The 26205-nt window shown below is 66.8% G+C and carries 24 protein-coding genes; 20 read left to right on the top strand and 4 right to left on the bottom strand.

All coding sequences use genetic code 11. The annotated features are described in order from the left end of the window. The first annotated feature begins 18 nt into the window (after positions 1-18). The 5 genes from pncB (at position 19) to AYJ57_RS08085 (ending at position 5019) form a co-directional block, all read left to right on the top strand. On the top strand, positions 19-1308 hold the full coding sequence (pncB, locus tag AYJ57_RS08105) for a nicotinate phosphoribosyltransferase (RefSeq protein ID WP_066103590.1): 1290 nt from the start codon (positions 19-21) through the stop codon (positions 1306-1308). An 85-nt stretch (positions 1309-1393) separates the two neighbouring features. Continuing rightward, complete coding sequence (gene hisC, locus AYJ57_RS08100) at positions 1394-2479, top strand: histidinol-phosphate transaminase (RefSeq protein ID WP_066103588.1); 1086 nt, start codon at positions 1394-1396, stop codon at positions 2477-2479. After that, entirely contained in the window at positions 2476-3399 is a 924-nt protein-coding gene (locus AYJ57_RS08095) for a prephenate/arogenate dehydrogenase family protein (protein ID WP_066103585.1), read from the top strand. The genes hisC and AYJ57_RS08095 overlap by 4 nt, the downstream gene beginning before the upstream one ends. Continuing rightward, positions 3396-4256 carry an extensin-like domain-containing protein gene (locus tag AYJ57_RS08090; protein ID WP_066103584.1) on the top strand — a complete coding sequence of 287 codons (861 nt, stop codon included), beginning with the start codon at positions 3396-3398 and terminating at the stop codon, positions 4254-4256. Before AYJ57_RS08095 ends, AYJ57_RS08090 begins: the two co-directional genes overlap by 4 nt. Before the next feature lie 220 nt (positions 4257-4476). Further along, entirely contained in the window at positions 4477-5019 is a 543-nt protein-coding gene (locus AYJ57_RS08085; protein ID WP_066103582.1) for a hypothetical protein, read from the top strand. A 214-nt stretch (positions 5020-5233) separates the two neighbouring features. Here AYJ57_RS08085 and AYJ57_RS08080 read toward each other — a convergent pair whose 3' ends face one another. Next, positions 5234-5794 (bottom strand): TlpA family protein disulfide reductase, encoded by a 561-nt coding sequence (locus AYJ57_RS08080; protein WP_066103580.1) that lies wholly within the window; start codon positions 5792-5794, stop codon positions 5234-5236. Positions 5795-5816: 22 nt separating this feature from the next. Between AYJ57_RS08080 and argH the strand changes: the two genes are divergently transcribed. The 6 genes from argH (at position 5817) to AYJ57_RS08050 (ending at position 12096) form a co-directional block, all read left to right on the top strand. After that, the gene (gene argH, locus AYJ57_RS08075; RefSeq protein ID WP_066103578.1) at positions 5817-7208 is read left to right on the top strand and encodes an argininosuccinate lyase; all 1392 of its coding nucleotides are present in this window, start codon (positions 5817-5819) and stop codon (positions 7206-7208) included. Then, positions 7205-7384 carry a hypothetical protein gene (locus tag AYJ57_RS08070; protein ID WP_066103575.1) on the top strand — a complete coding sequence of 60 codons (180 nt, stop codon included), beginning with the start codon at positions 7205-7207 and terminating at the stop codon, positions 7382-7384. The genes argH and AYJ57_RS08070 overlap by 4 nt, the downstream gene beginning before the upstream one ends. Before the next feature lie 124 nt (positions 7385-7508). Then, entirely contained in the window at positions 7509-7679 is a 171-nt protein-coding gene (locus AYJ57_RS08065) for an argininosuccinate lyase (protein ID WP_224905961.1), read from the top strand. Further along, positions 7676-7987, top strand: coding sequence for a DUF2834 domain-containing protein (locus tag AYJ57_RS08060; protein WP_066103572.1), 312 nt, complete (start codon positions 7676-7678; stop codon positions 7985-7987). Before AYJ57_RS08065 ends, AYJ57_RS08060 begins: the two co-directional genes overlap by 4 nt. Before the next feature lie 121 nt (positions 7988-8108). Next, positions 8109-9374, top strand: coding sequence for a diaminopimelate decarboxylase (gene lysA, locus AYJ57_RS08055; protein ID WP_066103570.1), 1266 nt, complete (start codon positions 8109-8111; stop codon positions 9372-9374). A gap of 73 nt (positions 9375-9447) precedes the next feature. Then, positions 9448-12096: a TIGR02302 family protein gene (locus AYJ57_RS08050; RefSeq protein WP_066103568.1), complete on the top strand. Its 2649-nt coding sequence runs from the start codon at positions 9448-9450 to the stop codon at positions 12094-12096. A 238-nt stretch (positions 12097-12334) separates the two neighbouring features. Here the strand turns inward: AYJ57_RS08050 and AYJ57_RS08045 are convergent, their stop codons facing one another. After that, a complete protein-coding gene (locus AYJ57_RS08045) occupies positions 12335-12628 on the bottom strand; it encodes a YggT family protein (RefSeq protein ID WP_066103566.1) in 294 nt (97 codons plus the stop codon). 133 nt (positions 12629-12761) lie between these two features. Here AYJ57_RS08045 and AYJ57_RS08040 point away from each other — a divergent pair, with 133 nt between their 5' ends. The 8 genes from AYJ57_RS08040 to yaaA all read left to right on the top strand — a co-directional run bounded on the left by AYJ57_RS08040 (position 12762) and on the right by yaaA (position 21480). Then, entirely contained in the window at positions 12762-13340 is a 579-nt protein-coding gene (locus AYJ57_RS08040) for an acyl-CoA thioesterase (RefSeq protein ID WP_066103564.1), read from the top strand. A gap of 226 nt (positions 13341-13566) precedes the next feature. Then, the gene (locus AYJ57_RS08035; protein WP_066103562.1) at positions 13567-14907 is read left to right on the top strand and encodes an MFS transporter; all 1341 of its coding nucleotides are present in this window, start codon (positions 13567-13569) and stop codon (positions 14905-14907) included. Beyond that, complete coding sequence (gene mepA, locus AYJ57_RS08030) at positions 14904-15830, top strand: penicillin-insensitive murein endopeptidase (protein ID WP_066103559.1); 927 nt, start codon at positions 14904-14906, stop codon at positions 15828-15830. The genes AYJ57_RS08035 and mepA overlap by 4 nt, the downstream gene beginning before the upstream one ends. Beyond that, on the top strand, positions 15803-16816 hold the full coding sequence (locus tag AYJ57_RS08025; RefSeq protein WP_083191188.1) for an esterase-like activity of phytase family protein: 1014 nt from the start codon (positions 15803-15805) through the stop codon (positions 16814-16816). The genes mepA and AYJ57_RS08025 overlap by 28 nt, the downstream gene beginning before the upstream one ends. 65 nt (positions 16817-16881) lie before the next feature. Further along, positions 16882-17523: a queuosine precursor transporter gene (locus tag AYJ57_RS08020; protein WP_066103557.1), complete on the top strand. Its 642-nt coding sequence runs from the start codon at positions 16882-16884 to the stop codon at positions 17521-17523. A 414-nt stretch (positions 17524-17937) separates the two neighbouring features. After that, positions 17938-18357, top strand: coding sequence for an alternative ribosome rescue aminoacyl-tRNA hydrolase ArfB (arfB, locus tag AYJ57_RS08015; protein ID WP_066103555.1), 420 nt, complete (start codon positions 17938-17940; stop codon positions 18355-18357). Between the two features lie 249 nt (positions 18358-18606). Then, positions 18607-20664, top strand: coding sequence for a DNA helicase RecQ (gene recQ / locus AYJ57_RS08010; RefSeq protein ID WP_066103553.1), 2058 nt, complete (start codon positions 18607-18609; stop codon positions 20662-20664). 42 nt (positions 20665-20706) lie between these two features. Continuing rightward, the gene (yaaA, locus tag AYJ57_RS08005) at positions 20707-21480 is read left to right on the top strand and encodes a peroxide stress protein YaaA (protein ID WP_066103551.1); all 774 of its coding nucleotides are present in this window, start codon (positions 20707-20709) and stop codon (positions 21478-21480) included. Here the strand turns inward: yaaA and AYJ57_RS08000 are convergent. Further along, positions 21465-23978, bottom strand: a complete 2514-nt coding sequence (locus tag AYJ57_RS08000; protein ID WP_066103549.1) for a hybrid sensor histidine kinase/response regulator — start codon at positions 23976-23978, stop codon at positions 21465-21467. The genes yaaA and AYJ57_RS08000 overlap by 16 nt on opposite strands. A gap of 272 nt (positions 23979-24250) precedes the next feature. Between AYJ57_RS08000 and AYJ57_RS07995 the strand changes: the two genes are divergently transcribed. Beyond that, positions 24251-24805 (top strand): putative glycolipid-binding domain-containing protein, encoded by a 555-nt coding sequence (locus AYJ57_RS07995; RefSeq protein ID WP_066103547.1) that lies wholly within the window; start codon positions 24251-24253, stop codon positions 24803-24805. A gap of 154 nt (positions 24806-24959) precedes the next feature. On the opposite strand, the gene AYJ57_RS07990 is transcribed toward AYJ57_RS07995, so the two are convergent. Further along, complete coding sequence (locus tag AYJ57_RS07990) at positions 24960-26150, bottom strand: acetyl-CoA C-acyltransferase family protein (RefSeq protein ID WP_066103544.1); 1191 nt, start codon at positions 26148-26150, stop codon at positions 24960-24962. Between the last annotated feature and the right edge of the window lie 55 nt (positions 26151-26205).

The raw sequence follows: 26205 nt of genomic DNA, 5'->3' as shown, positions 1-26205 counted from the left end.
CCGTGAGGAGTGTGCGCCGTGGAAATCGCGACCCGAGTCTGGAACCACCGCTGGAAGATCGACCCGATCGTCCGGTCGCTGATCGACACCGATTTCTACAAGCTGCTCATGTGCCAGTCGGTGTTCCACAACCGGCCCGACACGCAGGTGACCTTCAGCCTGATCAACCGCTCCAGCGACGTGCCGCTGGCCAAGCTGATTGACGAAGGCGAGCTGCGCGAGCAGCTGGACCACATCCGCTCGCTCAGCCTGACCCGTGGCGAGAGCACTTGGCTGCGCGGCAATACCTTTTATGGCAAGCGCCAGATGTTCCGGCCCGACTTCATGGAGTGGTTCGAGAACCTGCGCCTGCCGCCCTATTTCCTCGAACGTGTCGGCGATCAGTATGAGCTGACCTTCGAGGGCAGCTGGCCCGAGGTCATGCTGTGGGAGATCCCCGCCCTCGCCGTGCTGATGGAACTGCGCGGGCGCGCGGTACTCAACCACATGGGCAAGTTCGAGCTTCAGGTGCTTTACGCCCGCGCCGCCACCAAGCTGTGGGAGAAGATCGAGCGTCTGCGCGGCCAGCCCGGCCTGAAGATCGCCGATTTCGGCACCCGCCGCCGCCACAGCTTTTTGTGGCAGGATTGGTGCGTTCAGGCGATGGTCGAGGGTCTGGGCGACGGGTTCACCGGCACTTCGAACTGTCTGATCGCCAAGAACCGCGACCTAGAGGCGATCGGCACCAACGCCCACGAGCTGCCGATGGTCTATGCCGCGCTGGCCGAGGACGACGCGGCGCTGGCGCGCGCGCCCTATGACGTGCTGGCCGACTGGCACCGCGAGCACGAGGGCAACCTGCGGATGATCCTGCCCGACACCTATGGCACCGAGGGTTTCCTGCGCAACGCGCCGGACTGGCTCGCGGGCTGGACCGGCATCCGCATCGACAGCGGCGATCCCGCGACCGGTGCCGAGATCGCCATCCGCTGGTGGCAGGAGCGCGGCGAGGACCCGCGCGACAAGCTGGTGATCTTCTCGGACGGGCTCGACGAGGAGAAGATCCTCGAGCTTTATCACCAGTTCTCGGGCCGGGTGCGCTTCTCCTTCGGCTGGGGCACGTTGCTGACCAATGACTTCCGCGGCCTCACCCCCGACGACCGGCTGGCGCCCTTCAGCCTTGTTTGCAAAGCGGTGAGCGCCAATGGCCGCCCCACGGTGAAGCTTTCGGACAACCCCAACAAGGCGATGGGCCCCAAAGACGAGATCGCCCGCTATAAGCGCGTTTTCGAGGTTGGCGAGCAGCAGCGGATGGATGTGGTCGTCTGACCTGCGCACCGCCGCCCACCGACTCTGGCATGTGCCAAGGCACCGCGCTATGACGACACGGCATCTTAGCTGAGGAAAGACCGCAATGGCTGGCATCGAACCGCAACCCGGCATCATGGACATCGAGCTCTATGTGGGCGGCAAGTCCCATCTTGCGGGCGTGTCGAACGTGATCAAGCTCAGCTCGAACGAGAACCCCTTCGGCCCGTCGCATGCGACTCAGGAGGCGGTGCGCCGCGTTGTGCATGAGATGCACCGCTACCCCTCGTCGGATCACATCGAACTGCGCGAGGCCATCGGCGAGGTCTGGGGCCTTGATCCCCAGCGCGTGATCTGCGGCAATGGCTCGGACGAGATCATCGCCTTTCTGTGCCAAGCCTATGCCGGTCCGGGCACCGAGGTGATCCACACCGAGCACGGCTTTGCCATGCACAAGATCTCGGCCATGGCCGCCGGCGCCACCCCCATCGAGGTCGCCGAGCAGGACCGTGTGGTCAGCGTCGACAATATCCTCGCCGCCTGCACCGAGCGCACCAAGCTGGTCTTCGTCGCCAACCCCGCCAACCCCACCGGCACGATGATCGGTCTGGCGGAACTGGAGCGGCTGGCGAACGGCATCCCCGAGACCGCCATTCTGGTGATCGACAGCGCCTATGCGGAATATGTCGAGGGCTATGACGGCGGCGCCAAGCTGGCCACCGACCGACCCAATGTCTTCATGACCCGCACCTTCTCGAAGCTCTACGGTCTGGGCGGCATGCGCATCGGCTGGGGTTACGGCCCGCAAGAGATCATCGACGTGCTCAACCGCGTGCGCGGCCCGTTCAACGTGACCGCGCTGACGCTGGCCGCTGCCGAAGCCGCGATCCGCGACACCGCCTATGTCGAGAAGTGCCGCACCGAGAACGCCCGCATGCGCGCATGGCTGGGCGAGGCGCTGGCCGAGCATGGTGTGTCTTCGGACGCCTCCACCGCGAACTTCATCCTCGCCCGCTTCGGCTCGCAGGACGAGGCCGAGGCCTGTGACACTTACCTGCAGTCGCAGGGCGTGATCGTGCGCCGCACCACCGGCTACAAGCTGCCCAACGCACTGCGCATCACTGTTGGCGACGAGGCTTCGTGCCGCCGGGTGGCGCATCTGGTGGGGCAGTTCAAGGCAGGCGCGCGATGAGCGAGACGCAGAGCTACCAGCGCGTTGCCCTGATCGGTCTTGGCCTTATCGCCTCGTCGATCTTCTGGGCGATGAAGCGCGCTGGCATGGACGCCCATGTCACCGGCTACGCGCGCTCGGCCGAAACGCGCGAGACCGCGCGGCGGCTCGGGCTCTGCCATGAGATCGTCGATGATCTGACGGCGGCGGTGAAGGATGCCGATCTGGTGATCCTCGCCGTGCCGGTCGGCGCCATGGGCCCGATCGCCGAGACCATCGCGCCGCATCTGAAGCCCGGCTGCACTGTCACCGACGTTGGCTCGGTGAAGAAAGAGGTCATCGAGGCGGTGCGCCCGCATCTGCCCGAGGGCGTGGATTTTGTCCCCACCCACCCGATGGCGGGCACCGAGCACTCCGGCCCCGACGCCGGCTTCGCCTCGCTTTACGACAACCGCTGGTGCCTGATCGTGCCGGATGGCGCCTCTGAGGATGCCACCGCCCGGCTCGAGGCCTTCTGGCAGGCGCTCGGCGCCAAGACCGAGCGTATGGATGTCGAGCATCACGATCTGGTCTGCGCCGTGGTCAGCCATGTGCCGCACCTCATCGCCTATACGATGGTGGGCGTGGCCGACGACCTGCGCCGCGTGTCGGATCAGGAGGTGATCAAGTTCTCCGCCGCCGGTTTCCGCGATTTCACCCGTATCGCGGCCTCGGATCCCACCATGTGGCGCGACGTCTTCATGACCAACAAACAGGCCACGCTGGAGATCCTCGGACGCTTCACCGAAGAGCTTTTTGCGCTGCAACGTGCCATCCGTACCGGCGATGGCGATTTGCTCTTTGACTACTTCACCCGGACGCGGGAAATTCGTCGGGGCATTCTGCAGGCCGGTCAGGACACGGATGCACCGGATTTCGGACGGGTGAAGGTGGAAAAATGATCCCTCGGGCGATGGCACTGGCGGCACTGATGCTTCTGGCATCGCCGCTTGGTGCCGCGCCCGAAACCTCGCTTCGTCCGGTGGAGCGGACGGTCCGGCAAGCGCCAGAGCCTGTGGCGCCCCCCGTGGTTGCCGGGAATGGCACGGTGCAGCGGAAGGTACCAAGTTCGGGCACCAATTCGGGCGCCACTCTGGGCACCCAGCTCCCCCCTGCCCTGCCAGCCCTCGCCTTCGCCGCGCGCTCCCCGCAGGCCATCGGCAATTCGCTGCGTCCGCTGCGGCGCAGTCAGGCGGTGATCGAAAAGGCGCTGGCGCTGCGCAAGCAAAGGCAGCGCGGCGCGGTCTGCGGCGATCCTGAACTTCAAGGCACGCCGGTCGGCACGGTGCCCGGCCGCATCAGTGGCTGCGGCATCACCGATGCGATAAAGCTGCGCAGCGTTTCCGGCCTGTCTCTGAGCACCCGCGCGACGATCGACTGCACCACCGCCCGCGCGCTGAAGACGTGGGTCGACACCGCGGTGAAGCCCACTGTCGGCAGCACCGGCGGCGGCGTGAAAGGATTGCGCGTGGCCGCGAGCTACGCCTGCCGCGCGCGCAACAACCAGCCCGGCGCCAAGATCAGCGAACACGGCAAGGGCCGCGCCATCGACATTTCCGCCATTCAACTGCGCGACGGAAGCGAGATCTCTGTGCTGCGCGACTGGGGTGGCGGCAGCCGCGGGCGCATCCTGCGCAGCCTGCACAGCGACGCCTGCGGTCCTTTCGGTACGGTTCTGGGCCCGGAGTCGGATCGTTTCCACAAAGATCACTTTCATTTCGACACGGCCCGCTACCGCGCCGGCACATATTGCCGCTGAGAACGTCAATATTGGCTTAAAAAAGGCAGGCGCTCACGGCGTCCTTCCACGATTCGCACCAGATAGGCGCATATTCCAGAAACAGTCCAAGCGCTTAAACCATAACTGTCCGCGAAATTTCTAAATTTGCGGCGGATTTTTGTCTGATATTTGATTTTCCGCCGCAATTCGCCGAGATTTAATTATCGGGTGGGGGCCCATCGAAAAGGAGCGCACTGCCATGCGCGTATTTTTCACAGCACTGCTGGCGGCGATCTGCGCGTCGCCTTTGCACGCCGACGTCGAGATGGAAACCGCGCGCTTCGCGCCGGGCTCGCTGCTGGTGATGGAAGATCAGGAAGGCCGGGTGGTCAGCCATCTGGCGCGCGGCGAAGTTCAGGGCCTGTTCCGCTTTGACATCTTCGACGGCGATAGTGGCGATGCCCCCTATGCCGGGCGCTATTACACCGACCGGCGCGGCGAGGTGCTGCTCAGCGTTGCGGCCAACGGCGCGGTCACGCGGTTCGAGCCTGACAGCTGCGCCCGCACGCTGGGCGAATGCGAATATGAGATCGTGCATGCCGACGGCCGCCGCGAGATGCGTATTCGCGAAACGCGCCGCACTTCGACCGGGCTTGCTTGGGCCGAATGGGGCAACGATGGGCTGATCGCCACGGGCGGCACCGATCTCGACGATATCGGCGCGCCGCGCGAGAGCTGGCAGCAGAACGCGCTGAACGGCGACAGCTCGCGCGTGCACCGCGTCTCTCTGGCGCTTCGGTAATTGCTCTTCGACCTTACGGAGCCAAATAACCCAGCTCCAATTTCCAAATGATTTTCTAATGAAATTTTAACTTGGATTGAATTAGTAACAAGTGCCCCGGTAACCAGTGACGGTAATAGGGTAACCAGTGCAGCAGGGCGGGCTTGTCTCGCCCTGCTTTTTTCGTCCCGACAGTTTTAGTCCCGGCAGTCTATTAGGTCCGCCGGTTTGAATGTCAGCTCTCGCCGCCGATCAGCGCCGCGAGCACCGCCCGCGCGTTCTCGGACGCCCAGTCCACATCGCCGGTCAGCCGCGCCACCTCCTCGCCCTCGGGGTTGAGGATCACCGAGACAGGCAGCCCAAGCACCGCCATCTGCCGCGCCAGTTTCGACTTCGGGTCGCGGTTCAGCGGCAGATTGTCGACGCCGATCTCGTCAAAGAAGCTCTGCATCGCCGGCGGCGGATTGCGCCCCGTGGCGATGGTCACCACCTCAAAGCTGTCGCCGCCCATGTCCTTTTGCAGCGCCGAAAGCGCGGGCATCTCTTCGCGGCAGGGCGCGCACCATGTTGCCCAGAAGTTCACCAGCGCCCATTTGCCTTCGAGGTCGGACAGCGCCTTGGGGTTGCCTTCGAAGTCGATGAACCTCTCGGTACCCGCCGGTTTCGGCGCCGGATGGAACACCAGCTTCTTCATCTCGCCCTCGCGCAGCGCGCTGGCGCTCTGCACATCGGCGAGCGCCGGATTTGCAAGCGCAACACCGGCGGTATAGAGGATCGCCAAGGCCAGTTTTTTCATCTTCCCTCCGGAAAGGCAGCACATGTCGGACAAGACCTCGAACCAGATGTGGGGCGGCCGTTTCGCCGCAGGACCCGATGCGATCATGGAGGCGATCAACGCCTCGATCGGCTTCGACAAGCGGCTGGCGGCGCAGGATATTGCCGGCTCGAGGGCCCATGCGGCCATGCTCGCCGCCACAGGCATCGTCGAGACTAGCGACGCCGAAGCGATCCGGGAAGGTCTGCTCACGGTCTTGTCAGAGATCGAAGGCGGTGACTTCGCGTTTTCCACCGCGCTGGAAGACATCCACATGAACGTCGAGGCGCGTCTGAAGGAAATCATCGGCGAACCGGCTGGCCGCCTGCACACCGCGCGCTCGCGCAACGATCAGGTGGCGACCGACTTCCGCCTCTGGGTGCGCGACCAATGCGACGCCGCAGAGGGCGGCATTCTGGCGCTGATGAAGGCGCTGCTGGGTCAGGCCGAGGCTGGCGCCGATTGGGTGATGCCGGGCTTCACGCACCTGCAGACCGCGCAGCCGGTCACTTGGGGTCACCATATGATGGCCTATGTCGAGATGTTCGCCCGGGATCTGTCGCGCATGCGGGACGCGCGCAAGCGGATGAACGAATCGCCGCTCGGTGCGGCCGCGCTTGCGGGCACCGGCTTCCCGATCGACCGCCAGATGACCGCCGAGGCGCTTGGCTTCGACCGGCCCATGGCCAACTCGCTCGACGCCGTGTCGGACCGCGATTTCGCGCTGGAGTTCCTCGCCGCCGCCTCGATCTGCGCCATGCATCTGTCGCGCTTTGCCGAAGAGCTGGTGATCTGGTCCTCGGCCCAGTTCCGCTTCGTGACCCTGTCGGACCGCTTCTCGACCGGCTCGTCGATCATGCCGCAGAAAAAGAACCCCGACGCCGCCGAACTGATCCGCGCCAAGATCGGCCGCATCTTCGGCGCCAATGTCGCGCTTCTGATGGTGATGAAGGGTCTGCCGCTGGCCTATTCGAAGGACATGCAGGAAGACAAGGAACAGGTGTTCGACGCCGCCGACAACCTGATGCTGGCGCTCGCCGCGATGGAAGGCATGGTCAAAGACATGACCGGCAATGTCGAAAACCTCGAGGCCGCCGCCGCCTCGGGCTTCTCCACCGCCACCGATCTTGCCGACTGGCTGGTGCGCGAAACCGGCCTGCCGTTCCGTGACGCCCACCATATCACCGGCGCGCTTGTGGCCATGGCCGAGAAAAAAGGCTGCGATCTGAGCGATCTTTCGCTTGAGGAGATGAAATCGGTCAACGACGCAATCTCCGAGGGTATCTTCGATGTGCTGGGCGTGCATAATTCGGTTGCAAGCCGAATGAGCTATGGTGGAACCGCCCCGGCCCGCGTGCGCGAGCAGGTGGCCCGATGGAAGGAAATCCTCGGATGACAAGACTCGCCGGACTGACCCTGATCGCCGTGACCATGTTTCTCGCCGCCTGCGAGGATCCCAACACGCGCGGCCCAAGGGTCAACACCGGCGTTTCGATCGGCCCCGGCGGCGTGAAACCCCATGTGGGTGTCTCCGCCGGACGCGGCCCGGTCCGGGTCGGCGTCGGCACCTGAGGCCAGTTACCTGAACACAGGTCCCCGGCGCGGCAGCCGACTTGCCGCGCCCCTCGTCCTGAGCGAAACTGGTTCCTGAGCGAGACTGCCCCCGGCCCGTCCGGGCGCGCAAAGATCGCAAGGAATGCGAGGACTACCGATGATCATCCGCAGCGCACAGGCCCTTGGCCTTGCCCTTCTGCTCGCCGCCTGCGGCGCCGATGGCGCCCCGACCCGGCCCGAGCCCAAGGACAGCACGCCCGAGCCCGGCGTCAGCATCCATGGCACCGTGAAGATGGGCATTTCCAGCAAATGAGGCTGCGCCACCTTTGGCTGGCACTGGCGCTTTGGGGCGCGGTGCATCCGATGGTGCATATGCTTGGCTGGCTGGCTGGCAACGGCTGGTCGCTGCCCGGCATGATCGCCGCGTGGCAGGCCAATGGCGCGGTCACCGGCCTGAGCTGGGATCTGGTCATCACCGCTGTCACCCTGACGCTCTGGATCCTGACCGAGGTCGCGGTGCGCCGCAACTGGAGCGCGCTGCTGGCGATTCCCGCCACCTTCCTCATCGGCGTCAGCTGCGGCCTGCCGCTCTACCTGTGGTTCCGATCAAGGCCGATCTGAGACGCCCGCCCAAAGGTTTGGCGCCGTTTCCGGGCGATGCATCGCCCTGTTCCCTTCCCACGGGTTATCCTTTATCCCCGCGCTGAAGCCCTTAGGCGGCAGCAGTTATCCGGGGACCGACATGGACCATTTCCTCTATCGCAACGGCATTCTCCACGCCGAGGACGTGCCCCTGCCCGAGATCATCTCGCAGGTTGGCAGCCCGGTCTATGTCTACTCCACCGCCACGCTGCTGCGGCACTTCCTGCTGTTCGACGAAGCGCTGAGCTGGGGTCCGCATCTTGTCTGCTACGCGATGAAGGCCGCCTCCAATCAGGCGATCCTCAAGACGCTGGCCAAGGCGGGCGCGGGCATGGATGTGGTCTCGGGCGGCGAATACGCCCGCGCCAAAGCCGCCGGTGTGCCCGGCGAGCGCATCGTCTTTTCCGGCGTCGGCAAGACCCGCTCCGAGATCCGTACCGCGCTCGAAGGCGGCATCCGCCAGTTCAACATCGAGAGCGAGCCCGAGATGGAAGTGATCTCGGAGGTCGCCAGCGCGCTTGGCGTCACCGCCCCGGTCACCATCCGCGTCAACCCGGACGTCGACGCCAAGACCCACGCCAAGATCGCCACCGGCAAATCCGAGAATAAATTCGGCATTCCCATCGCCCGCGCCCGCGAGGTCTATGCCCGCGCCGCCGCGCTGCCGGGGCTGAAGGTGGTCGGCATCGACGTGCACATCGGCTCGCAGCTGACCGATCTCGAACCCTTCCGCCTTGCCTATCGCAAGGTCGCCGATCTCACCCACGCGCTGCGCGAGGACGGTCACAGCATTGAACGGCTCGACCTCGGCGGCGGGCTGGGTATCCCCTACACCCGCAGCAACGAAGCGCCGCCGCTGCCCACCGATTACGGCCAGATGATCCGCGAGGAACTGGGTGATCTGGGCTGCGAGATCGAGATCGAGCCGGGCCGCCTGATCGCGGGCAACGCCGGTATCCTTGTGTCGCAGGTGATCTACCTCAAGCAGGGCGAGGGCCGCGATTTCCTGATCCTCGACGCGGCGATGAACGATCTCATCCGCCCCGCCATGTATGACGCGCATCACGACATCGTCCCGGTGATCGAGCCCGCCCCCGGCGGAGAGCAAAGCACCTACGACATCGTCGGCCCGGTCTGCGAAAGCGGCGACACATTCGCCAAGGCCCGCACCATGCCGCAGGTCAATCCGGGCGAGCTGGTGGCCTTCCGCTCGGCCGGCGCTTACGGCGCGGTCATGTCTTCGGAGTATAATACGCGGGCACTTGTCCCCGAAGTTCTGGTGAATGGAGATCAATTCGCTGTCATTCGCCAGAGACCGAGCTTTGAGGAAATCATAAACCGCGATACGCTTCCGGAGTGGCTGTAAGACCCCGTCCCTGACGGGTCCCCTGCGGTCCAGCACCGCAGGAAAGACCCGCAGCAAGGACCGGGAGACGAGCATGCCCTCAAGGGACCGCGCGCCCGCCGACATCCTCAAGCCGGTAAGATGGCCGCTCCGCCTGACCCTCTGGGGCATGGCGGCGGAACGGCTCGTGCGGGCGTTCTGGCCGCTCTGGTCGGTGATCTTCGTCGTGATCGCGGCGCTGATGCTCGGCCTGCAAGACCTCGTTGCCGTGGAATGGGTTTGGGCCGCTGGCGCTCTGGCGCTCTGCGCCGGGGGCTGGGCGATCTGGCGCGGGATACGGCGCATGCGCTGGCCCCGCCGCGAGGAGGCGCTGCTGCGCCTCGACGGCACGCTGCGCGGCAATCCCATTCAGGCGACGCTCGACACCCCCGCCATCGGCGGCAATGATCCCGGCTCGCAGGCGCTGTGGCAGGCGCATCAGGCCCGGATGCGCGCCCGCCTTGACGAGGCCCGCGCCGTTCAGCCCGACTTGCGGGTGTCGAAATCCGACCCGTTCGCCCTGCGCTATGTGGCGCTGCTGGCGCTCTTGGTGGCGCTGATCTTCGGCTCGGTGCTGCAGATGCGCTCGGTCACCGGCATGGGCCCTTCGGGCGCGGCGCTGGCCTCCGGCCCCACGTGGGAAGGCTGGATGGAGCCGCCCGCCTACACCCGGCTGCCCTCGGTCTACCTCAATGACATCACAGCCGCATCGCTCGACGTGCCCGAGGGCGCGCGCATCACCCTGCGGCTCTACGGCGAGATCGGCGCGCTCGGCGTTGCCGAGACCGTCTCGGGCCGCACCCCCGATCCGGCCGCCGATCCTGCCACCGATTCTGCAACGGGCGCCGAGGTTCCGGCGGACACGGCGCAGGAATTCACCGTCGCGCAATCGGGTCGGCTGGTGATCGACGGCCCCGGCGGGCGCGGCTGGGATCTCAACGTGATCCCCGACGCGCGGCCCGCCGTCGCCCAGCAGGGCGAGATCGAATCCTCCTACGAGGGCGACGCGCAAATCCCCTTTCAGGCCTCCGACGATTACGGCGTGGTCTCCGGCACCGCCCGGATCGAGCTAGCGCTGAGCGAGGTCGACCGCCGCTACGGGCTTGCCCGCGACCCCGAGGAACGCGCCGCGATCGAATTGCCGCTGCCCATGCCCATCGCTGGCAGCCGCACCGAGTTCACCGAAACGCTGATCGAGAATTTCTCCGAGCATCCTTGGGCCAACCTGCCGGTGCGCATCTCCTTCGAGGTTGCCGACGAGGCGGGCCAGACCGGTGCCGACACCGGCTCGGTGATCACCCTGCCCGGCCGCCGCTTCTTTGACCCGCTGGCCGCCGCGCTGATCGAACAGCGCCGCGCCCTGCTGTGGTCGCGCGCGAACGCCCGCGACGTGGTGCAGATCCTGCGCGCCGTCAGCTATCAGCCCGACGACATCTTCCGCTCGGCGGTGCCCTACCTGCGCCTGCGCACGATCCAGCGGCGGCTCGAAGGGTTCACCGCAGACGGCATGACCGCCGAGCAGCAGGACGAAATCGCCGGCGCGCTCTGGGATCTGGCGATGTTGCTCGAAGAGGGCGATCTGTCGGATGCGCTGGAACGGCTGCAACGCGCGCAGGACCGGCTCACCGAGGCGATGAAGAACGGTGCCTCTGATCAGGAGATCGCCGAGCTGATGCAGGAGCTGCGCGAGGCCACCGACGATTACCTGCGGCAGCTGTCGCGGCAAGCGCAGCAGAACCCCGACCAGAACCAGCAGCAGATGGCTCAGGATCAGAACATGATCGAGATGAGCCAGAACGATCTGCAGCGGATGATGGACCGCATTCAGGAACTGATGGAACAGGGCCGCATGGCCGAGGCGCAAGAAGCGCTGCGGCAGCTGCAGCAGATGATGGAGAACATGCAGGTCACCCAAGGCCAGCCCGGTCAGGGCCAGAGCCCCGGCGAGCAGGCGATGGAAGGTCTCGGCGAGACGCTGCGCAACCAGCAGGGCCTGTCGGACGAGGCGTTCCGCCAGTTGCAGGATCAGTTCAACCCCGGCCAGCAGGGGCAACCGGGCCAGCAGCAGGGGCAACAGCATGGTCAGCAGCAAGGCCAGCCCGGCCAAGGTCAGCAGGGTCAGCAGCAGGGCCCTGGCCAACAGCAGAGCCAGGGTCAGGGCGAAGGTCAGGGTCAGGGCAACTCGCAGCAGGGCGACGGCGGCACGCTCGAGGAAAACCTTGCCGACCGCCAGCAGGCGCTGCGCGACGAGCTGAACCGCCAGCGCGGCAATCTGCCCGGCGCCGGCACCGAGGCCGGAGAGGCCGCGCGCGACGCGCTGCGCCGCGCCGATGACGCCATGGACGGTGCCGAGGAAGCGCTGCGGCAGGATGATTTTGCCGAGGCGCTGGACCAGCAGTCGCAGGCCATGGAAGCGCTGCGCGAGGGCATGCGCAACCTCGGCGAGGCGCTGGCGCAGCAACAGCAGCAGGGACAGGGCCAGCAGGGCATGGCGCAGGGCGGCGAGCCCGGCCAGCAGCGCGACCCGCTGGGCCGCAACTCCGGCAGCAACGGCCAGTTCGGCACCGATGAGACCATGCTGCAGGGCGAGGATGTCTACCGCCGCGCCCGCGAGTTGCTCGACGAGATCCGCCGCCGCTCGGGTGAGGGTGAACGTCCGCAGGAAGAACTCGAATATCTCGAAAGACTGCTCGACCGGTTCTGACGGTCGCTGTCAAAGCGCCCGCAAAAGGCAGCCCCGCCGCCCTAACCCGGCGCGACGCCCGGCCGCGATCGCGGATCCGCCTCCGGCGGGCGTATTTGTAAAGAGAAGAAGCAGGGGGCGCGCGGCCGGTCCCTTCTTCTCTTTGAAAATACGCATTTTTTAGAAAAAATCTGGGGGTGAGGCGCTAAGTGCCGAGGGGGACAGCGCGCCCCCCATCTCACCCAAATGTCTTCCCGGCTCAGAGGCCGTAGAAGAACCCGGCGTTGTTGGTGAGGATGATGCGGATGGCATAGATGCCGATCAGCGCCACCAGCGGTGCCAGATCGAGCCCGCCCATCGGCGGCAGCACCCGGCGGATGGTGGAATAGACCGGCTCTAGGATGCGGTTCAGACCGTCCCAGATCTGCGCGACCAGCGGCTGACGCAGGTTGAGAACCTGAAAATTGATCAGCCAGCTCATGATCACATGGGCGATGATGATGAACCAGATCACGTCGAGGATCAGCATCAGGATCTGGAACAGCGATTGCATGCGGGTGCGCCCTTTGTTTGTGTCAGCGCCCCAAGACCTAGGCAGTGTCGCGCCAAACCTCAAGAGTGCCGCGAGGTCGTGGTTGACGCTCGCGTCACCCTGTCGCCCATTTGCGCCCCGAAAGGAGCGCCCAATGTACCCGTTCTTCCGCCTCGCCAAAGAAATGTTCCTCGTGCGCAACGCCGCGCCGCTGCCCACCGGAGAGGTCAGCGTCACCCGGCACATCTGCTGGCCGTGGGATCTCGACATGTTCGCCGAGCTCAACAATGGCCGGGTGCTGACGCTTTACGATCTGGGCCGCATGCCGATGGCGCGGCGCAGCGGGCTGCTGGCGCTGATGAAACGCGAAGGCTGGGGCTTTGCCGTCGCCGGGACGATGGTGCGCTACCGCAAGCGGGTGAAGCTTTTCGACCGGATCGAGATGCGCAGCCGGGTGATCGGCTGGGATCACCGCTTCATGTATCTCGAGCAGAGCATGTGGAAGAGCGACGGCGACTGCGCCAGCCACGCGGTGTTTCGCACCGCGGTCACCTCGGCCGCTGGGATGATCGCGCCCGCGCGGGTGATGGATCTGCTCGGGCAGCCCAGCGTCTCGCCGGAATTGCCGGACTGGGTGGCAAAATGGGTCGAAGCCGAGGACGCGCGCCCTTGGCCGCCGATGCAGGAGCCGGCGCCCGCGCCGCTGGCGCAGGCCGAGGAAAACGCCGCCTGAGCTCTGCCCAGATCGATGGCCAGTTCTTCGGCCAGAGTTCCGCCGGGCCTTGCCTTGCCCCGCACCGCCCTGTTCTATCGCGGCACAGGTCTATGGCAGAACTGGCAGCGCCAGCGACCAAGGCCAGCGACCAAGGCCAGCGACCAGGGCCAGCGACGGGGGCCAGCGACGGGGGCCAGCGACGGGGGCCAGCGACGGGGGCCAGCGACGAGGGGGTGAGACGGGCATGACGACAGCGGGCGCGCGGCGCAGGCGGATCTGGGGCTGGTTCTTTTTCGACTGGGCCAGCCAGCCTTACAACACGCTGCTGATCACCTTCATCTTTGCGCCCTATGTCAAAGAGCTGATGGGCGACGGCAGCGCCGCGCAGGCGGCCTGGGGCTTTGGCATCGGCGCGGCGGGGCTCGTCATCGCCCTGCTGGCTCCGGTGCTGGGCGCCATGGCCGACAGCGGCGGGCACCGGCTGCGCTGGATTTGGGTCTTCTCGGCGCTCTACGTGATCGGCGCGGGCATGCTCTGGTTCGCCGCGCCGGGCGATTTCAACCTCATCCTCACGCTCCTTTTCTTTGCGCTGGGGCTGGTGGGGATGGAGTTCGCCACGATCTTCACCAACGCCATGCTGCCGGACCTCGGACCGAAAGAGCAGATCGGTCGCATCTCGGGCAACGGCTGGGCCTTTGGCTACCTCGGCGGGCTGATCTCTCTGGCGCTGATGCTGGCGTTCTTCGCCGAGAGCGCGGCCACCGGCAAAACCTTCCTCGGGCTCGATCCGGCGCTTGGCCTCGACGCGGCGCAGCGCGAGGGCACCCGCGCCGTCGGCCCGCTGACCGCGCTTTGGTATGCGGTCTTTATGATCCCGTTCTTTCTTTGGGTGAAAGAGCCGAAAGCCGTCGCCTCGCCAAAGGGTGCGGTCCGGCGCGGCCTCACGCAGCTGAAAGACACGCTGCGGCACCTGCCCAAACGGCCCTCGCTCTTTGCCTATCTCGCCTCGTCGATGTTCTACCGCGACGCGCTCAACGGGATGTATGCCTTTGGCGGCATCTATGCCGCGGGGGTGCTCGGCTGGTCGGTGGTCGACACCGGGGTTTTCGGCATCATCGCGATCATATCCGGCGCGCTCTTTGCGTGGCTCGGCGGCCATGCCGACACGCGCTTTGGCCCCAAGCCGGTGATCGCGGCGATGATCCTGCTGCTGACGCTGGTCGCGATCGCCATCGTGCTGGTCGACCGAAGCTCCGTCTTCGGCCTGCCGGTCGCCGCCGGATCAAAGCTGCCCGACATGGCCTTTTACCTCTTCGGGGCCCTCATCGGCGCCTGCGGCGGGGTGCTGCAATCGGCCTCGCGCAGCATGATGGTGCGGCAGGCCGACCCCGCGCGGATGACCGAAGCCTTTGGTCTTTATGCGCTCTCGGGCAAGGCGACGTCGTTTCTGGCGCCGCTGCTGATCGGCGCTGCCACCGCGCTGAGCGGATCGCAACGGATCGGCGTCACGCCGCTCATCTTCCTTTTCGTAATCGGCCTCGGTCTGCTACTCTGGGTGAAACCAGACGGAGATCGAGCAGAATGATCCGCACCCTGATTTGCCTCACACTCGCCTTGGCGGTTGCCGCCTGCGGCGAGGACAAACCCGCGCCCAAAGTCACCAGCACGGACCAGCTTCCAAAGGTCACCGGGGTGATATCCTCGAAAAGCGCCAAGCAGATGTTCGGCGCCCAGCAGGTGTCCGCCCAGCTGCAGCCCGCCGCCTTTGGATCTTATTCCAAAGGCTGCGTCGCGGGCGCACAGCAACTGCCGGAAACCGGTGCCACATGGCAGGCCATGCGCCTGTCGCGCAACCGTAACTGGGGCCATCCGCAGCTGATCGATTTCGTCGAGGACCTGTCGCGCAAGGCCGCGCGGCTGCCCGGCTGGAACGGCATTTACGTCGGCGACATGAGCCAGCCGCGCGGCGGCCCGATGACCTCGGGCCACGCCAGCCACCAGATGGGGCTCGACGCCGATATCTGGATGCTCCCGGCGGACAATCTCAACCTGACCCGCCAGCAGCGCGAGAACATCTCGTCGATCTCCATGCGCCGCGCCGCCGGGGCCTATGTGAACAGCAGCTGGACGCCGCAGCACCACGCGCTGCTGAAGGCCGCCGCGCAAGACCCGCGCGTGGCCCGCATCTTCGTCTTCCCCGGCGCCAAAGTGCAGATGTGCAACGACGAGACCGGCGACCGCGCTTGGCTGCGCAAGATCCGCCCGTGGTACGGCCACCATTACCATTTCCACGTCCGGCTCTCCTGCCCGCGCGGCGATGCCTCCTGCGTCGATCAGACCCCGCCGCCGCCGGGCGATGGCTGCGCCGATGCGCAGGCTTGGGTGAACAATATCATCAACCCGCCGAAGCCCGACCCCAACGCGCCCAAGGTGACCCCAAAGCCCAAGCGTGACCTCGTGATGGGAGACCTCCCGGCCCAATGCGCCTCCGTCATCGCCGCGCGCTGAGCGCCGCCCATTCCGGCCTGTTTTTGGCCCCGGCACAGTCCCTGAAAGCCGGACTGCGCCGGGGCCTTCTCCCTGCCTGTCTCGCCGCGCTCTGCGCGCTCCCGGCCTGCGCCGGGACGCTAGAACAGGGTGGCGCAGCACAGGCGGGCGCGGGTCATCTGGTCGGCACCTATGTCTGGAAAAACAGCCACGACCGGTTCGGCGGCTTCTCGGGGCTCGAGGTCAGCGAGGACGGCCAGAGCTTCACCGCGATCAGTGACCGTGGCAGCATCGTCATGGGGCAGTTCCAGCGCGAAAACGGCGTGATCACCGGGCTCGAGGCCACACCGGTGGAAAAGCTGCTGGATGAGACCGGCACGCGCATGAACCCCGAGATCGACGATGCCGAGGGGCTGGCCATCGGCCCCGGCGGGCGCATCTATGTCTCTTTCGAAGGGCCGCCGCGCATCCACGCCTCCGAGCGGTTCGATCTGCCCGCAACGGTTCTGCCGCAGGGCGATTTCTACCCCGACCTGCAGAACAATTCCGGGCTCGAGGCGCTGGCGATCGACGCCGAGGGCCGCCTGCTCACCCTGCCCGAACGCTCGGGCCAGTTGACCAAACCCTTCCCGGTCTGGCGCTTCGACGGCAAAAACTGGAGCCAGCCCTTTTCGCTGCCCCGCAGCGGCACCTTCCTTGCGGTGGGCGCCGACATCGGACCCGATGGCAAGTTCTACCTGCTCGAACGCGAGTTCACCGGCTACGCCTTCCGCAGCCGGGTGCGCCGCTTCGACATCACCGGCGACAAGGTCCGCCACGAGGAAGTGCTGTTCGAAAGCGGTGCCTTCGAGTTCGACAATCTCGAAGGCCTCGCCGTCTGGCGCTCGGCACCGGGGCGGATCCGGCTGACGATGATCTCGGACGACAACTTCAAGTTCTTCCAGAAGACCGAGTTCGTCGAAGTGGACGTGCCGGAATCGCTTGATCCGCAGGCGATGAACCAGTAAGCCCCCGTCCGTCCGCCCGTCAGGTGGGCCGAGTTCCCCGCCACCTTGTAAAACGGGTCACCATCATGACACGCTCCTATCTTCCCGGCATTCTTGCCATGGCCGCCACCGTGCTGGCCTCGAACATCCTCGTGCAGTTCCTCTTTGGCCAATGGCTGACGTGGGGGGCCTTCACCTATCCCATCGCCTTTCTGGTCACCGACCTGATGAACCGGCTCTACGGCGCGCAGGCCGCGCGCAAGGTCGTGCTGGCGGGCTTCGTCACCGGCGTCATCTGCTCGCTGATCGGCACGCAGGTGATCCTGCAGGGCGACGGCTACAGCTATCCCGCCGTGACGCTGCGCGTGGCCATCGCCTCCGGTGCCGCCTTCCTCGCCGCACAGCTGATGGATGTGGCGATCTTCGACAAGCTGCGCGGCGGCGCATGGTGGCGCGCGCCGCTGGCCTCGACGCTGGTGGGCAGCTCGCTCGACACGGCGATCTTCTTCTCGGTGGCCTTTTCCGGCGCCTTCACCTTCCTCGAGCCGGGCAATGACGTGTCCTGGGCCAATGAAACGCTGCCGCTTCTGGGCATGGGGCCGATCGTGCCGCTCTGGGTCTCGCTGGGGCTGGCGGACTGGCTGGTAAAGCTCTCGCTCGCCCTCCTGGCGCTGGTGCCGTTCCGAATGATCGTTTCGAAGGCAGTTGCAGCGCGTTCCCTCGCGTGAGCTGTTAAAAATGCTTTGCGGAGTCCACATTCCGTGGCACGCTGAACTTGCGTTTTTCAAACAGCTGAAAGGAGGTGATCCAGTGTCTAGAGAAACATTGGAGAAAGGTGTCGGAACAGTTCGGAGGGCAGTGCGCTAGGGCAACCCCTGGCGTGAAGGAACCCGAATTGGCGCGACCTAACCGGCCCCGCCTCCTTGACGTCTCGAATGGGTCACCCCACAGGCAGGGTGACCCATTTCCCTTTAAGAGTTCTGGCTTTCGAGAGCTCTGGCTTTTGAGGGAAAACTTTGAGAGACCCGTCTCTTTCAGTCACGGCCCGTGCCCCTCCGGCGCGGGCCGTCTGCTTTTGCCGCGCCCCGCTGTACGAGACCGCCCCGCTTGCAAGCCGCGCCGCGCACGCTAATGTCCCGGCCATGCTGCGCATCAACGACAACATCGCCATCGAGGACTGGGAGATCACCGAACAGTTCATCCGGTCCTCCGGGCCCGGCGGGCAGAATGTGAACAAGGTCTCGACCGCCGTCGAACTGCGCTTCGAAGCCGACCGCTCGCCCAATCTGCCCGGCCCGGTGAAGGCGCGGCTCAAACGCATCGCCGGTCGCCGCTGGACCAAGGAAGGCGCGCTGATCCTGCAGGTCGAAGAGACCCGCAGTCAGGCCCGCAACCGCGAGATCGCCCGCGAGCGCCTCGCCGAGCTGATCCGCAAGGCGCTGGAAAAGCCGCGCCGCCGCATCCCGACCAAACCCACGCTCGGCTCGAAAAACCGCCGGATCAAGGCCAAGAAAGAGCGCGGCGAGGTCAAGGCGATGCGCGGCAAGGTCGATCCGGACTGAGCGCCGGTCATGGGGGGCATGGGGTGGTCATGGGGGGCCATAGGGGGCTCTGCCCCCGGCGCTGCGCGCCTCCCCCGGGATATTTTCGTCTAGACGAAGCGCCCCCTGCTTCTTCTCTTTGATAAATACGCATATCCGGCGCCCACCGCCCGGAACACCGCGTCGGACGGGGCGCGAGGCCTTGTTCACCGAATCTTAGTGTGAGAGTCTGCCAGCTAGAGCAGTCATCAAAAAATCAGGCCCCAGCCCATGCCACGCGACATCGCGCCCGCCGAGGCGCTGCTGAAGGACATTTTCGGCTATGACGCCTTTCGTCCCGGTCAGGGAGAGATCGTCGCGGCGGTGGCCGAGGGGCAGAACGTGCTGGCGATCATGCCCACCGGCGGCGGCAAGTCGCTGTGCTACCAGCTGCCCGCGCTGCTGCGCGGCGGGCTGACCGTGGTGATCTCGCCGCTCATCGCGCTGATGCGCGATCAGGTGCGCGGGCTGCGCGAGGCCGGGGTGAACGCCGGCGCGCTGACCTCCGGCAATACGCAAGAAGAGACCGACGCGGTCTGGCAGGGGCTCGAAGACGGCTCGCTGCGGCTTTTGTACCTTGCGCCCGAACGGCTAGCCTCGGGCGGCGCGCAGCGCATGCTGGCGCAGGCGGGCGTCGGGCTCATCGCCGTGGACGAGGCGCATTGCGTCAGCCAATGGGGCCATGATTTCCGCCCCGATTACCTGCGCATCGGCGAGCTTCGGCGCGCGCTGAACGTGCCGATCGCCGCCTTCACCGCCACCGCCGATCAGGAAACTCAGGCCGAGATCGTCACCCGCCTGTTCGATGGCGAGCAGCCCAAGACCTTCCTGCGCGGCTTCGACCGCCCCAACATCCACCTCGCCTTCGCCCCCAAGGACAGCCCGCGCCAGCAGATCCTGCGCTTTGCCGCCGCACGGCGTGGCCGCTCGGGCATCGTCTACTGCGGCACCCGCGCCAAGACCGAGGGGCTCGCCCGCGCGCTCGCGGACGAGGGGCACCCGACCTGCTTCTATCACGGCGGCATGGAGGCCGAGGCCCGCCGCGCCGTCGAGGAGCGGTTCGCCACCGAGGACGGGCTGATCGTCTGCGCCACGGTCGCCTTCGGCATGGGCGTCGACAAGCCCGACATCCGCTGGGTCGCCCACGCCGACCTGCCGAAAAGCATCGAGGCCTATTATCAGGAGATCGGCCGCGCCGGGCGCGACGGCGCCCCGGCCGAGACGCTCACCCTCTATGGCGCCGACGACATCCGCCTGCGCCGCGCCCAGATCGACGAAGGCATGGCCCCGCCAGAGCGCCGGGTCGCCGATCACGGACGTCTCAACGCGCTGCTGGGGCTGGCCGAGGCGCTGGGATGCCGCCGCCAGACCCTGCTGCGCTACTTCGGCGAAGCGTCCGAGCCCTGCGGCAACTGCGATCTTTGCGACAGCCCGCCCGAGGTCTTCGACGGCACCGAGGCGGTGCGCAAGGCGCTCTCTGCCGCGCTGCGCACCGGTGAAAACTTTGGTGCCGGGCATCTGATCGACATCCTTCTCGGCAATGAAACCGACAAGGTGCGCCAGCGCGGCCACGACGGTTTGCCCACCTTCGGCGTCGGGCGCGACCTGAAGAAGGGTCAATGGCAGGCGGTGTTCCGGCAGATGATGGGCCGCGATCTGGTCCGCCCCGACCCCGAGCGGCACGGCGCGCTGGTGATGACCGAAGCCGCCCGCCCGATCCTGCGCGGCGAGGAAAGCATCGAGCTGCGCCGCGACGTGATCGACAAGGCCGCGCAGCGCCGCCCGCAGGTCAAGACGCTGGTCAGCGAAGAGGACGCGCCGCTGATGTCCGCGCTCAAGGCCAAGCGCCGCGCGCTGGCCGAGGCGGCGTCTCTGCCCGCCTATATGATCTTCCCCGACCGCACGCTGATCGAGATGGCCGAGCGCCGCCCCGAGAGCCTCGACCAGATGGGTGCAATCAGCGGCGTCGGCGCCAAGAAACTGGAACGCTATGGCGCCGAATTCCTCTCGGTGATCACCGGCGGCGCCCCCGAAGAGACCCACCCGCAGCGGATGCGCGCCGCCGCGCGCGGCTCGGGCGAGCTCTACGATCGGCTGATGAGCGCGCAGGCCGATCTGATCCGCGGCGAGGATGGCACCGAAAAGCCGCTGTCCTGCTCTGCCTCGCTGCTCGCCAAGATCGCCGGGCTGCGCGATCCCGCGCCGGAAGATCTCGAACGGATCCTCGGGGAGCGACGTTTTGACCGCTTTGGTCCGGCCTTTATGGACCTTCTCGCCGAAGCTGATTAGAACGATTCCAAACTGATGGATATGTTCAAGGAGTAACCGCGCATGCTCGTGGTGATTTCGCCTGCGAAGAAACTGGACTGGACGCCGCGCGACACGCAGATGACGGCGATGGATTTCCCTGATGAGGCGATGCAGCTGGTGAAAACCGCGCGCAAGCTGGGGGTGCCCGAGCTGAAAAAGCTCATGCATCTGTCGGACAAGCTGGCCGAGCTCAACCGTGACCGGTTCCGCGATTATGCCGAAGAGCCCGAGATCGAGGCCACCCGTCCCGCCGCGCTGGCCTTTGCCGGGGACACCTATCAAGGGCTCGACGCCGCCTCGCTCGAACCCGAGGAAATGGACTATGCGCAGGATCACCTGCGGATCCTCTCAGGCCTCTACGGCGTGCTGCGCCCGCTCGATGCGATCCAGCCCTACCGGCTGGAAATGGGCTCGCGCCTGAAGACCGAGCGCGGCAAATCGCTCTATGATTTCTGGGGCGACCGGCTGTCGAAGGCGCTCAACGCGCAGGGCGAGGCGCTCGGCACCGATGTGCTGGTGAACTGCGCCAGTCAGGAATATTTCGGCGCGGTCGACCGCAAGGCGCTGAACCTGCGGGTGATCACACCGCAATTCCTCGAGGATAAAGGCGGCGAGCCCAAGGTCATCAGCTTCTACGCCAAGCGCGCCCGCGGCGCGATGGCGCGCTTCATGATCACCCGCCGGATCACCGATCCCGAGGGGCTGCGCGACTTCGATCTTGGCGGCTACGCCTATGACGCGGCGCGCTCGACCGAGGATCAGCCCGCCTTCGTCCGGGCTCACCCCGAAACCTGAGCCGCAGCGGGGCCCGACCATTTCTCGATCAGCCGCGCCAGGTCCGGCTTGCGCAACGGTTTGGTCAGATAATCGTCGAGCCCCGCCGCGATCAGCGCCTCGCGGTCGCCGGTCATCGCATGGGCGGTGACCGCGATGATCGGCACGCGCGGCCCGTCGCCCTCGATCTCGCGGATGCGCCGCGTCGCCTCTTTGCCGTCCATGCCGGGCATCGAGATGTCCATAAAGATGAGATCGGGACGCCGCGCCTCGAACTCGCCCACCGCCTCGGCGCCGTCGCAGGCAAAGCGCAGCTGCAACGGCAAATCCAGCGCCTCGGCCATCTTGCGAAACACCAGCTGGTTGGTGCGGTTGTCCTCGGCGAGCAGCAGATCGAGCGCGCCCGTCCCACTGGCAGGCGCGGCGCGCGGCGCGGGCGGCGGCGGAGACAGGCGCCTCTCATGCCCGTCCCAGCCCGCCAGCGCCGCGCAGAGGCTCCGGCGCGACACGGGCATCTGAACCACCGCAAACGCGCCCGAGCCCTGCGGCACCGAGGCGGGCTGCGGCGACAGCAGCAGCACCGGCGGGCCGCCCCCTGCCAGCGCCTGTGCCAACTCTGCGCCCTCGAGCCCCGGCAGCGCCTGTTCGGCGATCACCAGATCCACCTCGCCCGCCCGCGCATGATCCAGCGCCGCATCGCCCGAGGCGCACCAGACCGCCTCCAGCCCCAGCGCGCCCAGCTGCCGCAGCAGGATCGCCCGACTCTCGGGCATGGCGGCGACCACCAGCGCGCGGCGCAGCCCCGTGGGAAGCGCCAGCGGATCGCCCTGCGGCGCCTCGGCCAAAGGCAGATCCAGCCGCAGCCCGAAACAGGCCCCCTCGCCCAACTCGCTGTCCACCCAAAGCTCACCGCCCATCATCTCCACCAGCCGCCGGGTGATCGCCAGCCCCAGCCCGGTGCCCTCGAAACTGCGGTTGCGCGCGTCCTCCACCTGATTGAACTCGCCAAAGATGTGGTCGAGCTTGTCGCGCGCGATGCCGATGCCGGTGTCCTCCACCGTCAGGCTCAGCGCCGCGCGCCCTGCCTCTGCGCTGCCGCTCACACGGATCAACACATGGCCCTCGGCGGTGAATTTCACCGCGTTGCCAACAAGGTTGGTGAGGATCTGCCGGATCCGCCCCGCGTCCCCCACCAGCCCGGCGGGCAGGCTCGGGTCATAATCCACCAGCAGCGCCACGCCCTTCTCGCGCGCCGCCGGCTGCAGCAGCAGCGCTACCTCATGGATCGCCCGCTCCAGATCGAACGCCTCGGCACACAGCGCCATGCGGTCCGCCTCGATCTTCGAATAATCGAGAATGTCGTTGATGATCAGCAGCAGCGCCTCGCCGGAACTGCGGATCGTCTCGGCATAGAGCCGCTGCTCCTCGCTCAGCGCGCTGTCCATCAGCAGCGCCGCCATGCCCACCACGCCATTCATCGGCGTGCGGATCTCATGGCTCATATTGGCAAGGAAGGTGGATTTGGCGTGGCTCGCGGTCTCGGCCCGCTGCCGCGCCTCTTCCAGCTCCTGCTGGATGCGCTTGGCCTCGGTGATGTCGATGCGCAGCCCGACCCGTCCGCCATCGGTCAGCGGCCGCTCGTAGACCCGCAGCCAGCGCCCGTCCCCCAGCTGCTGCTCAAGCTCGCGCTCGGCGCCGCGATGCGCGCTCAACCGCTCTTCGAGCCAGTGCTCCTCGCGGCCCATCGCCTCGCGGTACTGGCCGCGCGCCAGCCCGTGGCGCAGGATGTCCTCAAAGCTGACACCGGGGCGGATCGCCTCGGCGCTGGCGTGGTAGATCTCGCGGTAGGTCTCGTTGCACATCAGCAGCCGGTCCTCGGCATCGAAGATGACGAAGCCGTCGGGCAGCTCTTCCAGCGCCGACCACATGCGCATCAGATCGGTGATGTCAAAGCTCAGCGTCACCACGCCGCCGTCGGGCAGATGCCGGTCCTGCAGTTGCAGGAACTGCCCGGTGTAGATGCGGATGGTCTCGGTCGGGATCGGATCGGCCTCCCAGCGGGCGGCCATGCGGGCGCGCCAGTCGTCGCCATGCTCGCCCTGCAGATCGACGATCCCCTCCTCGACCATCATGTCGAGCACATGCGCATAGCCCGCCCCCGGCCCGATGGTGTCGAGCCCATCGAACAGCGCCAGCCACGCCGGGTTGGCCAGCTCCATCCGCCGCTCGGCGTTGAAGGTGGCGAACCCGTCGCGCATGCAGGCCAGCGCGGTCCAAAGCTGCCCCTCGACCAGTTCGATCTTCTGATGCGCGGCGCCAAGCTGAGTCTTCACCCGCTGGTTCTCGTCGCGCACCGTGGCAACCTCGGCGCGGGTCTCGGTGATTTCGTGGCTCAGCTGCCGCGCGTGCAGGTTGAGCTTGCGATTGGCGGCAAAAAGCTCCGCCTGCTTGAGCTCAAGCAAACGCTCCGCCGCCAGTCGCGCGCGCCGTTCCTCGGCCAGCCGTGCCGCGATCTCCATGCCCAATGCCCTCTGCGACAGGGCCACACTGCGCGCGCCACGGTGAACATCTTCTTAAGAAAACCGATGCAAAACGCCCGCTTGCCTTTACGAAGGGGCAGGGGCACCATGGTACAGCCTTGCCGCAAGGGATGCGGCAGGGCCGCATCCGACGGGGAGGAGACGCGCATGCAGCAGGTTTTCCCGACACGCGCCCACAGGGTCCGCAAAGACCGGGTCCGCAACGACTGGGTTCGCGACCATAGGGTCCGACATAACGGCGGTGCGCGCCGATGACCGAAACTCTGGGCACGATGCACTGGCGCGCGCTGGACCGCGACGGCGAGGACAAATGCCGTCTCGCGCGGCACGAGGATGGCTACATGCTGGTCGGTCACGCGCGGTTCCGCGACGGCTCGGGCTGGGCGGCGCTGGATTACGTGGTGCGCTGCGGCCCCGACTGGCTGACCCGCAGCGCCGATGTCACCGGCACCCTCAGCGGCGAAGAGATGCGCTGCCGCATCACCTGCGAGGGCGGGCATTGGGCGCTCAACGGCGCGCCGCTGCCCGAGCTTTCCGGCTGCAGCGACATCGACTTCTCCTTCACCCCGGCGACCAACCTGATGCCGCTGCGCCGCCTGCCCGAGGTCGGGCGCCTGCCGGTGCGCGCCGCATGGATGCGGCTGCCGGGCCCCCGGCTCGACCCGCTCGACCAAAGCTACACGCGCGAGCGCGGCGGTCTGGTCAGCTATCAAGCCGCGCAGACCGGCTATGAGACACAGATCAGCGTCGACCCCTGCGGCTTCCCCACCCGCTATCCGGGCCTGTGGCAACAGGTCGAGGTCTGACGCACCACCCGCCCCACTAAGGCCAGCGGTCCGCCCTTCTTCTCTTTAAAAATACGCCGGGGAGCGCGAGGGGCAGCGCCCCTCGCATTTTCCTTTGCCGCGCCTCCGGCGCGAGGGGCAGCGCCCCTCGCACATTCCCACGCAGCGCCGCCAGTTACACCCGCTCGATGGCGAGCGCGATGCCCTGACCGCCGCCGATGCACATGGTGATCAGCGCCTTACGGCCCCCGGTACGCTCCAGCTCGTAGAGCGCTTTCACCATCAGGATCGCGCCGGTGGCGCCGATGGGATGGCCAAGCGCGATGGCCCCGCCATTGGGGTTCACCTTCGCCGGGTCGAGCCCCAGCCCCTTGTTCACCGCCAGCGCCTGCGCGGCAAAGGCCTCGTTGCTTTCGATCACGTCGAACTCCGCCAGCGACAGGCCGGTGCGGACCAGCAGGTTCTCCACCGCCGGGACCGGGCCGATGCCCATGACCTCGGGGCGCACCCCGGCGTGGGCGTAGCCCAGCAAACGGGCGCGCGGCGTCAGCCCCGCCGCCGCCGCGGCCTCGCCGCGTGCCAGCACCAGCGCCGCCGCCCCGTCGTTGAGACCCGAAGCGTTGCCCGCCGTCACCGAGCCGTCGCGGTCGAAGGCCGGACGCAGCCCTGCCAGTTTCTCCAGCGTCGTCGCCTTGGGGTGCTCGTCGGTGTCGAAGACCACGGTCTCACGGCGCGAGGCGATCTCCACCGGCACGATCTGCTCGGCAAAGATCCCCGCCTCGATGGCCTTGGCGGCGCGCTGCTGGCTCTCCAGCGCGAAAGCGTCCTGCGCCGCGCGCGAGATGTCGTTCTCTTTCGCGACATTCTCGGCGGTGATGCCCATGTGGCCGGTGCCGAAGGGGCAGTTCAGCGCGCCCAACATCATGTCGAGGGTGCGGATATCGCCCATCTTCTGGCCCCAACGCTGGTCGGGGATGATATAGGGCGCGCGGCTCATGCTCTCGGCGCCGCCCACCAGCGCGAAATTCGCATCGCCCAGCATCAGCGCCTGCACGCCCGAGACCACCGCCTGCGCGCCGGAGCCGCAGAGCCGGTTCACGTTCATCGCCGGGGTGGTGTCGGGAATGCCCGCCTGCATGGCCGCGACGCGCGACAGATACATGTCGCGCGGCTCGGTGTTCAGCACATGGCCAAAGACCACCTGCCCGATCTGCCCGCCTTCGACGCCGGCGCGCTCCAGCGCCGCCTTGGCCGCCACCGTGCCCAACTCGATCGGCGGGACGGATTTCAGCGATCCGCCAAAGGTGCCGATGGCGGTGCGCGCGCCGCTCAGGATGACGATCTCTTCGGGATTGGCTGCGGACATGACGGCTCTCCTCTCAACTGACAGTCGCGCGGACCATGCCGCAGCGCAGCACCGC

The organism is Salipiger sp. CCB-MM3, assembly GCF_001687105.1.
In the GTDB taxonomy this organism is placed as follows: Bacteria; Pseudomonadota; Alphaproteobacteria; order Rhodobacterales; family Rhodobacteraceae; genus Salipiger.
Note: the sequence above shows the minus strand (reverse complement) of the source record. Positions and strands in the feature narration are given on the sequence as shown.

What these genes read in the sequence shown, in the direction of transcription:
- hisC (WP_066103588.1), top strand. Translation starts at nt 1,394, where the DNA reads ATGGCTGGCATCGAACCGCAACCCGGCATCATGGACATCGAGCTCTAT.
- AYJ57_RS08095 (WP_066103585.1), top strand. Translation starts at nt 2,476, where the DNA reads ATGAGCGAGACGCAGAGCTACCAGCGCGTTGCCCTGATCGGTCTTGGC.
- AYJ57_RS08090 (WP_066103584.1), top strand. Translation starts at nt 3,396, where the DNA reads ATGATCCCTCGGGCGATGGCACTGGCGGCACTGATGCTTCTGGCATCG.
- AYJ57_RS08085 (WP_066103582.1), top strand. Translation starts at nt 4,477, where the DNA reads ATGCGCGTATTTTTCACAGCACTGCTGGCGGCGATCTGCGCGTCGCCT.
- AYJ57_RS08080 (WP_066103580.1), bottom strand. Translation starts at nt 5,794, where the DNA reads ATGAAAAAACTGGCCTTGGCGATCCTCTATACCGCCGGTGTTGCGCTT.
- argH (WP_066103578.1), top strand. Translation starts at nt 5,817, where the DNA reads ATGTCGGACAAGACCTCGAACCAGATGTGGGGCGGCCGTTTCGCCGCA.
- AYJ57_RS08070 (WP_066103575.1), top strand. Translation starts at nt 7,205, where the DNA reads ATGACAAGACTCGCCGGACTGACCCTGATCGCCGTGACCATGTTTCTC.
- AYJ57_RS08065 (WP_224905961.1), top strand. Translation starts at nt 7,509, where the DNA reads ATGCGAGGACTACCGATGATCATCCGCAGCGCACAGGCCCTTGGCCTT.
- AYJ57_RS08060 (WP_066103572.1), top strand. Translation starts at nt 7,676, where the DNA reads ATGAGGCTGCGCCACCTTTGGCTGGCACTGGCGCTTTGGGGCGCGGTG.
- lysA (WP_066103570.1), top strand. Translation starts at nt 8,109, where the DNA reads ATGGACCATTTCCTCTATCGCAACGGCATTCTCCACGCCGAGGACGTG.
- AYJ57_RS08050 (WP_066103568.1), top strand. Translation starts at nt 9,448, where the DNA reads ATGCCCTCAAGGGACCGCGCGCCCGCCGACATCCTCAAGCCGGTAAGA.
- AYJ57_RS08045 (WP_066103566.1), bottom strand. Translation starts at nt 12,628, where the DNA reads ATGCAATCGCTGTTCCAGATCCTGATGCTGATCCTCGACGTGATCTGG.
- AYJ57_RS08040 (WP_066103564.1), top strand. Translation starts at nt 12,762, where the DNA reads ATGTACCCGTTCTTCCGCCTCGCCAAAGAAATGTTCCTCGTGCGCAAC.
- AYJ57_RS08035 (WP_066103562.1), top strand. Translation starts at nt 13,567, where the DNA reads ATGACGACAGCGGGCGCGCGGCGCAGGCGGATCTGGGGCTGGTTCTTT.
- mepA (WP_066103559.1), top strand. Translation starts at nt 14,904, where the DNA reads ATGATCCGCACCCTGATTTGCCTCACACTCGCCTTGGCGGTTGCCGCC.
- AYJ57_RS08025 (WP_083191188.1), top strand. Translation starts at nt 15,803, where the DNA reads ATGCGCCTCCGTCATCGCCGCGCGCTGAGCGCCGCCCATTCCGGCCTG.
- AYJ57_RS08020 (WP_066103557.1), top strand. Translation starts at nt 16,882, where the DNA reads ATGACACGCTCCTATCTTCCCGGCATTCTTGCCATGGCCGCCACCGTG.
- arfB (WP_066103555.1), top strand. Translation starts at nt 17,938, where the DNA reads ATGCTGCGCATCAACGACAACATCGCCATCGAGGACTGGGAGATCACC.
- recQ (WP_066103553.1), top strand. Translation starts at nt 18,607, where the DNA reads ATGCCACGCGACATCGCGCCCGCCGAGGCGCTGCTGAAGGACATTTTC.
- yaaA (WP_066103551.1), top strand. Translation starts at nt 20,707, where the DNA reads ATGCTCGTGGTGATTTCGCCTGCGAAGAAACTGGACTGGACGCCGCGC.
- AYJ57_RS08000 (WP_066103549.1), bottom strand. Translation starts at nt 23,978, where the DNA reads ATGGAGATCGCGGCACGGCTGGCCGAGGAACGGCGCGCGCGACTGGCG.
- AYJ57_RS07995 (WP_066103547.1), top strand. Translation starts at nt 24,251, where the DNA reads ATGACCGAAACTCTGGGCACGATGCACTGGCGCGCGCTGGACCGCGAC.
- AYJ57_RS07990 (WP_066103544.1), bottom strand. Translation starts at nt 26,150, where the DNA reads ATGTCCGCAGCCAATCCCGAAGAGATCGTCATCCTGAGCGGCGCGCGC.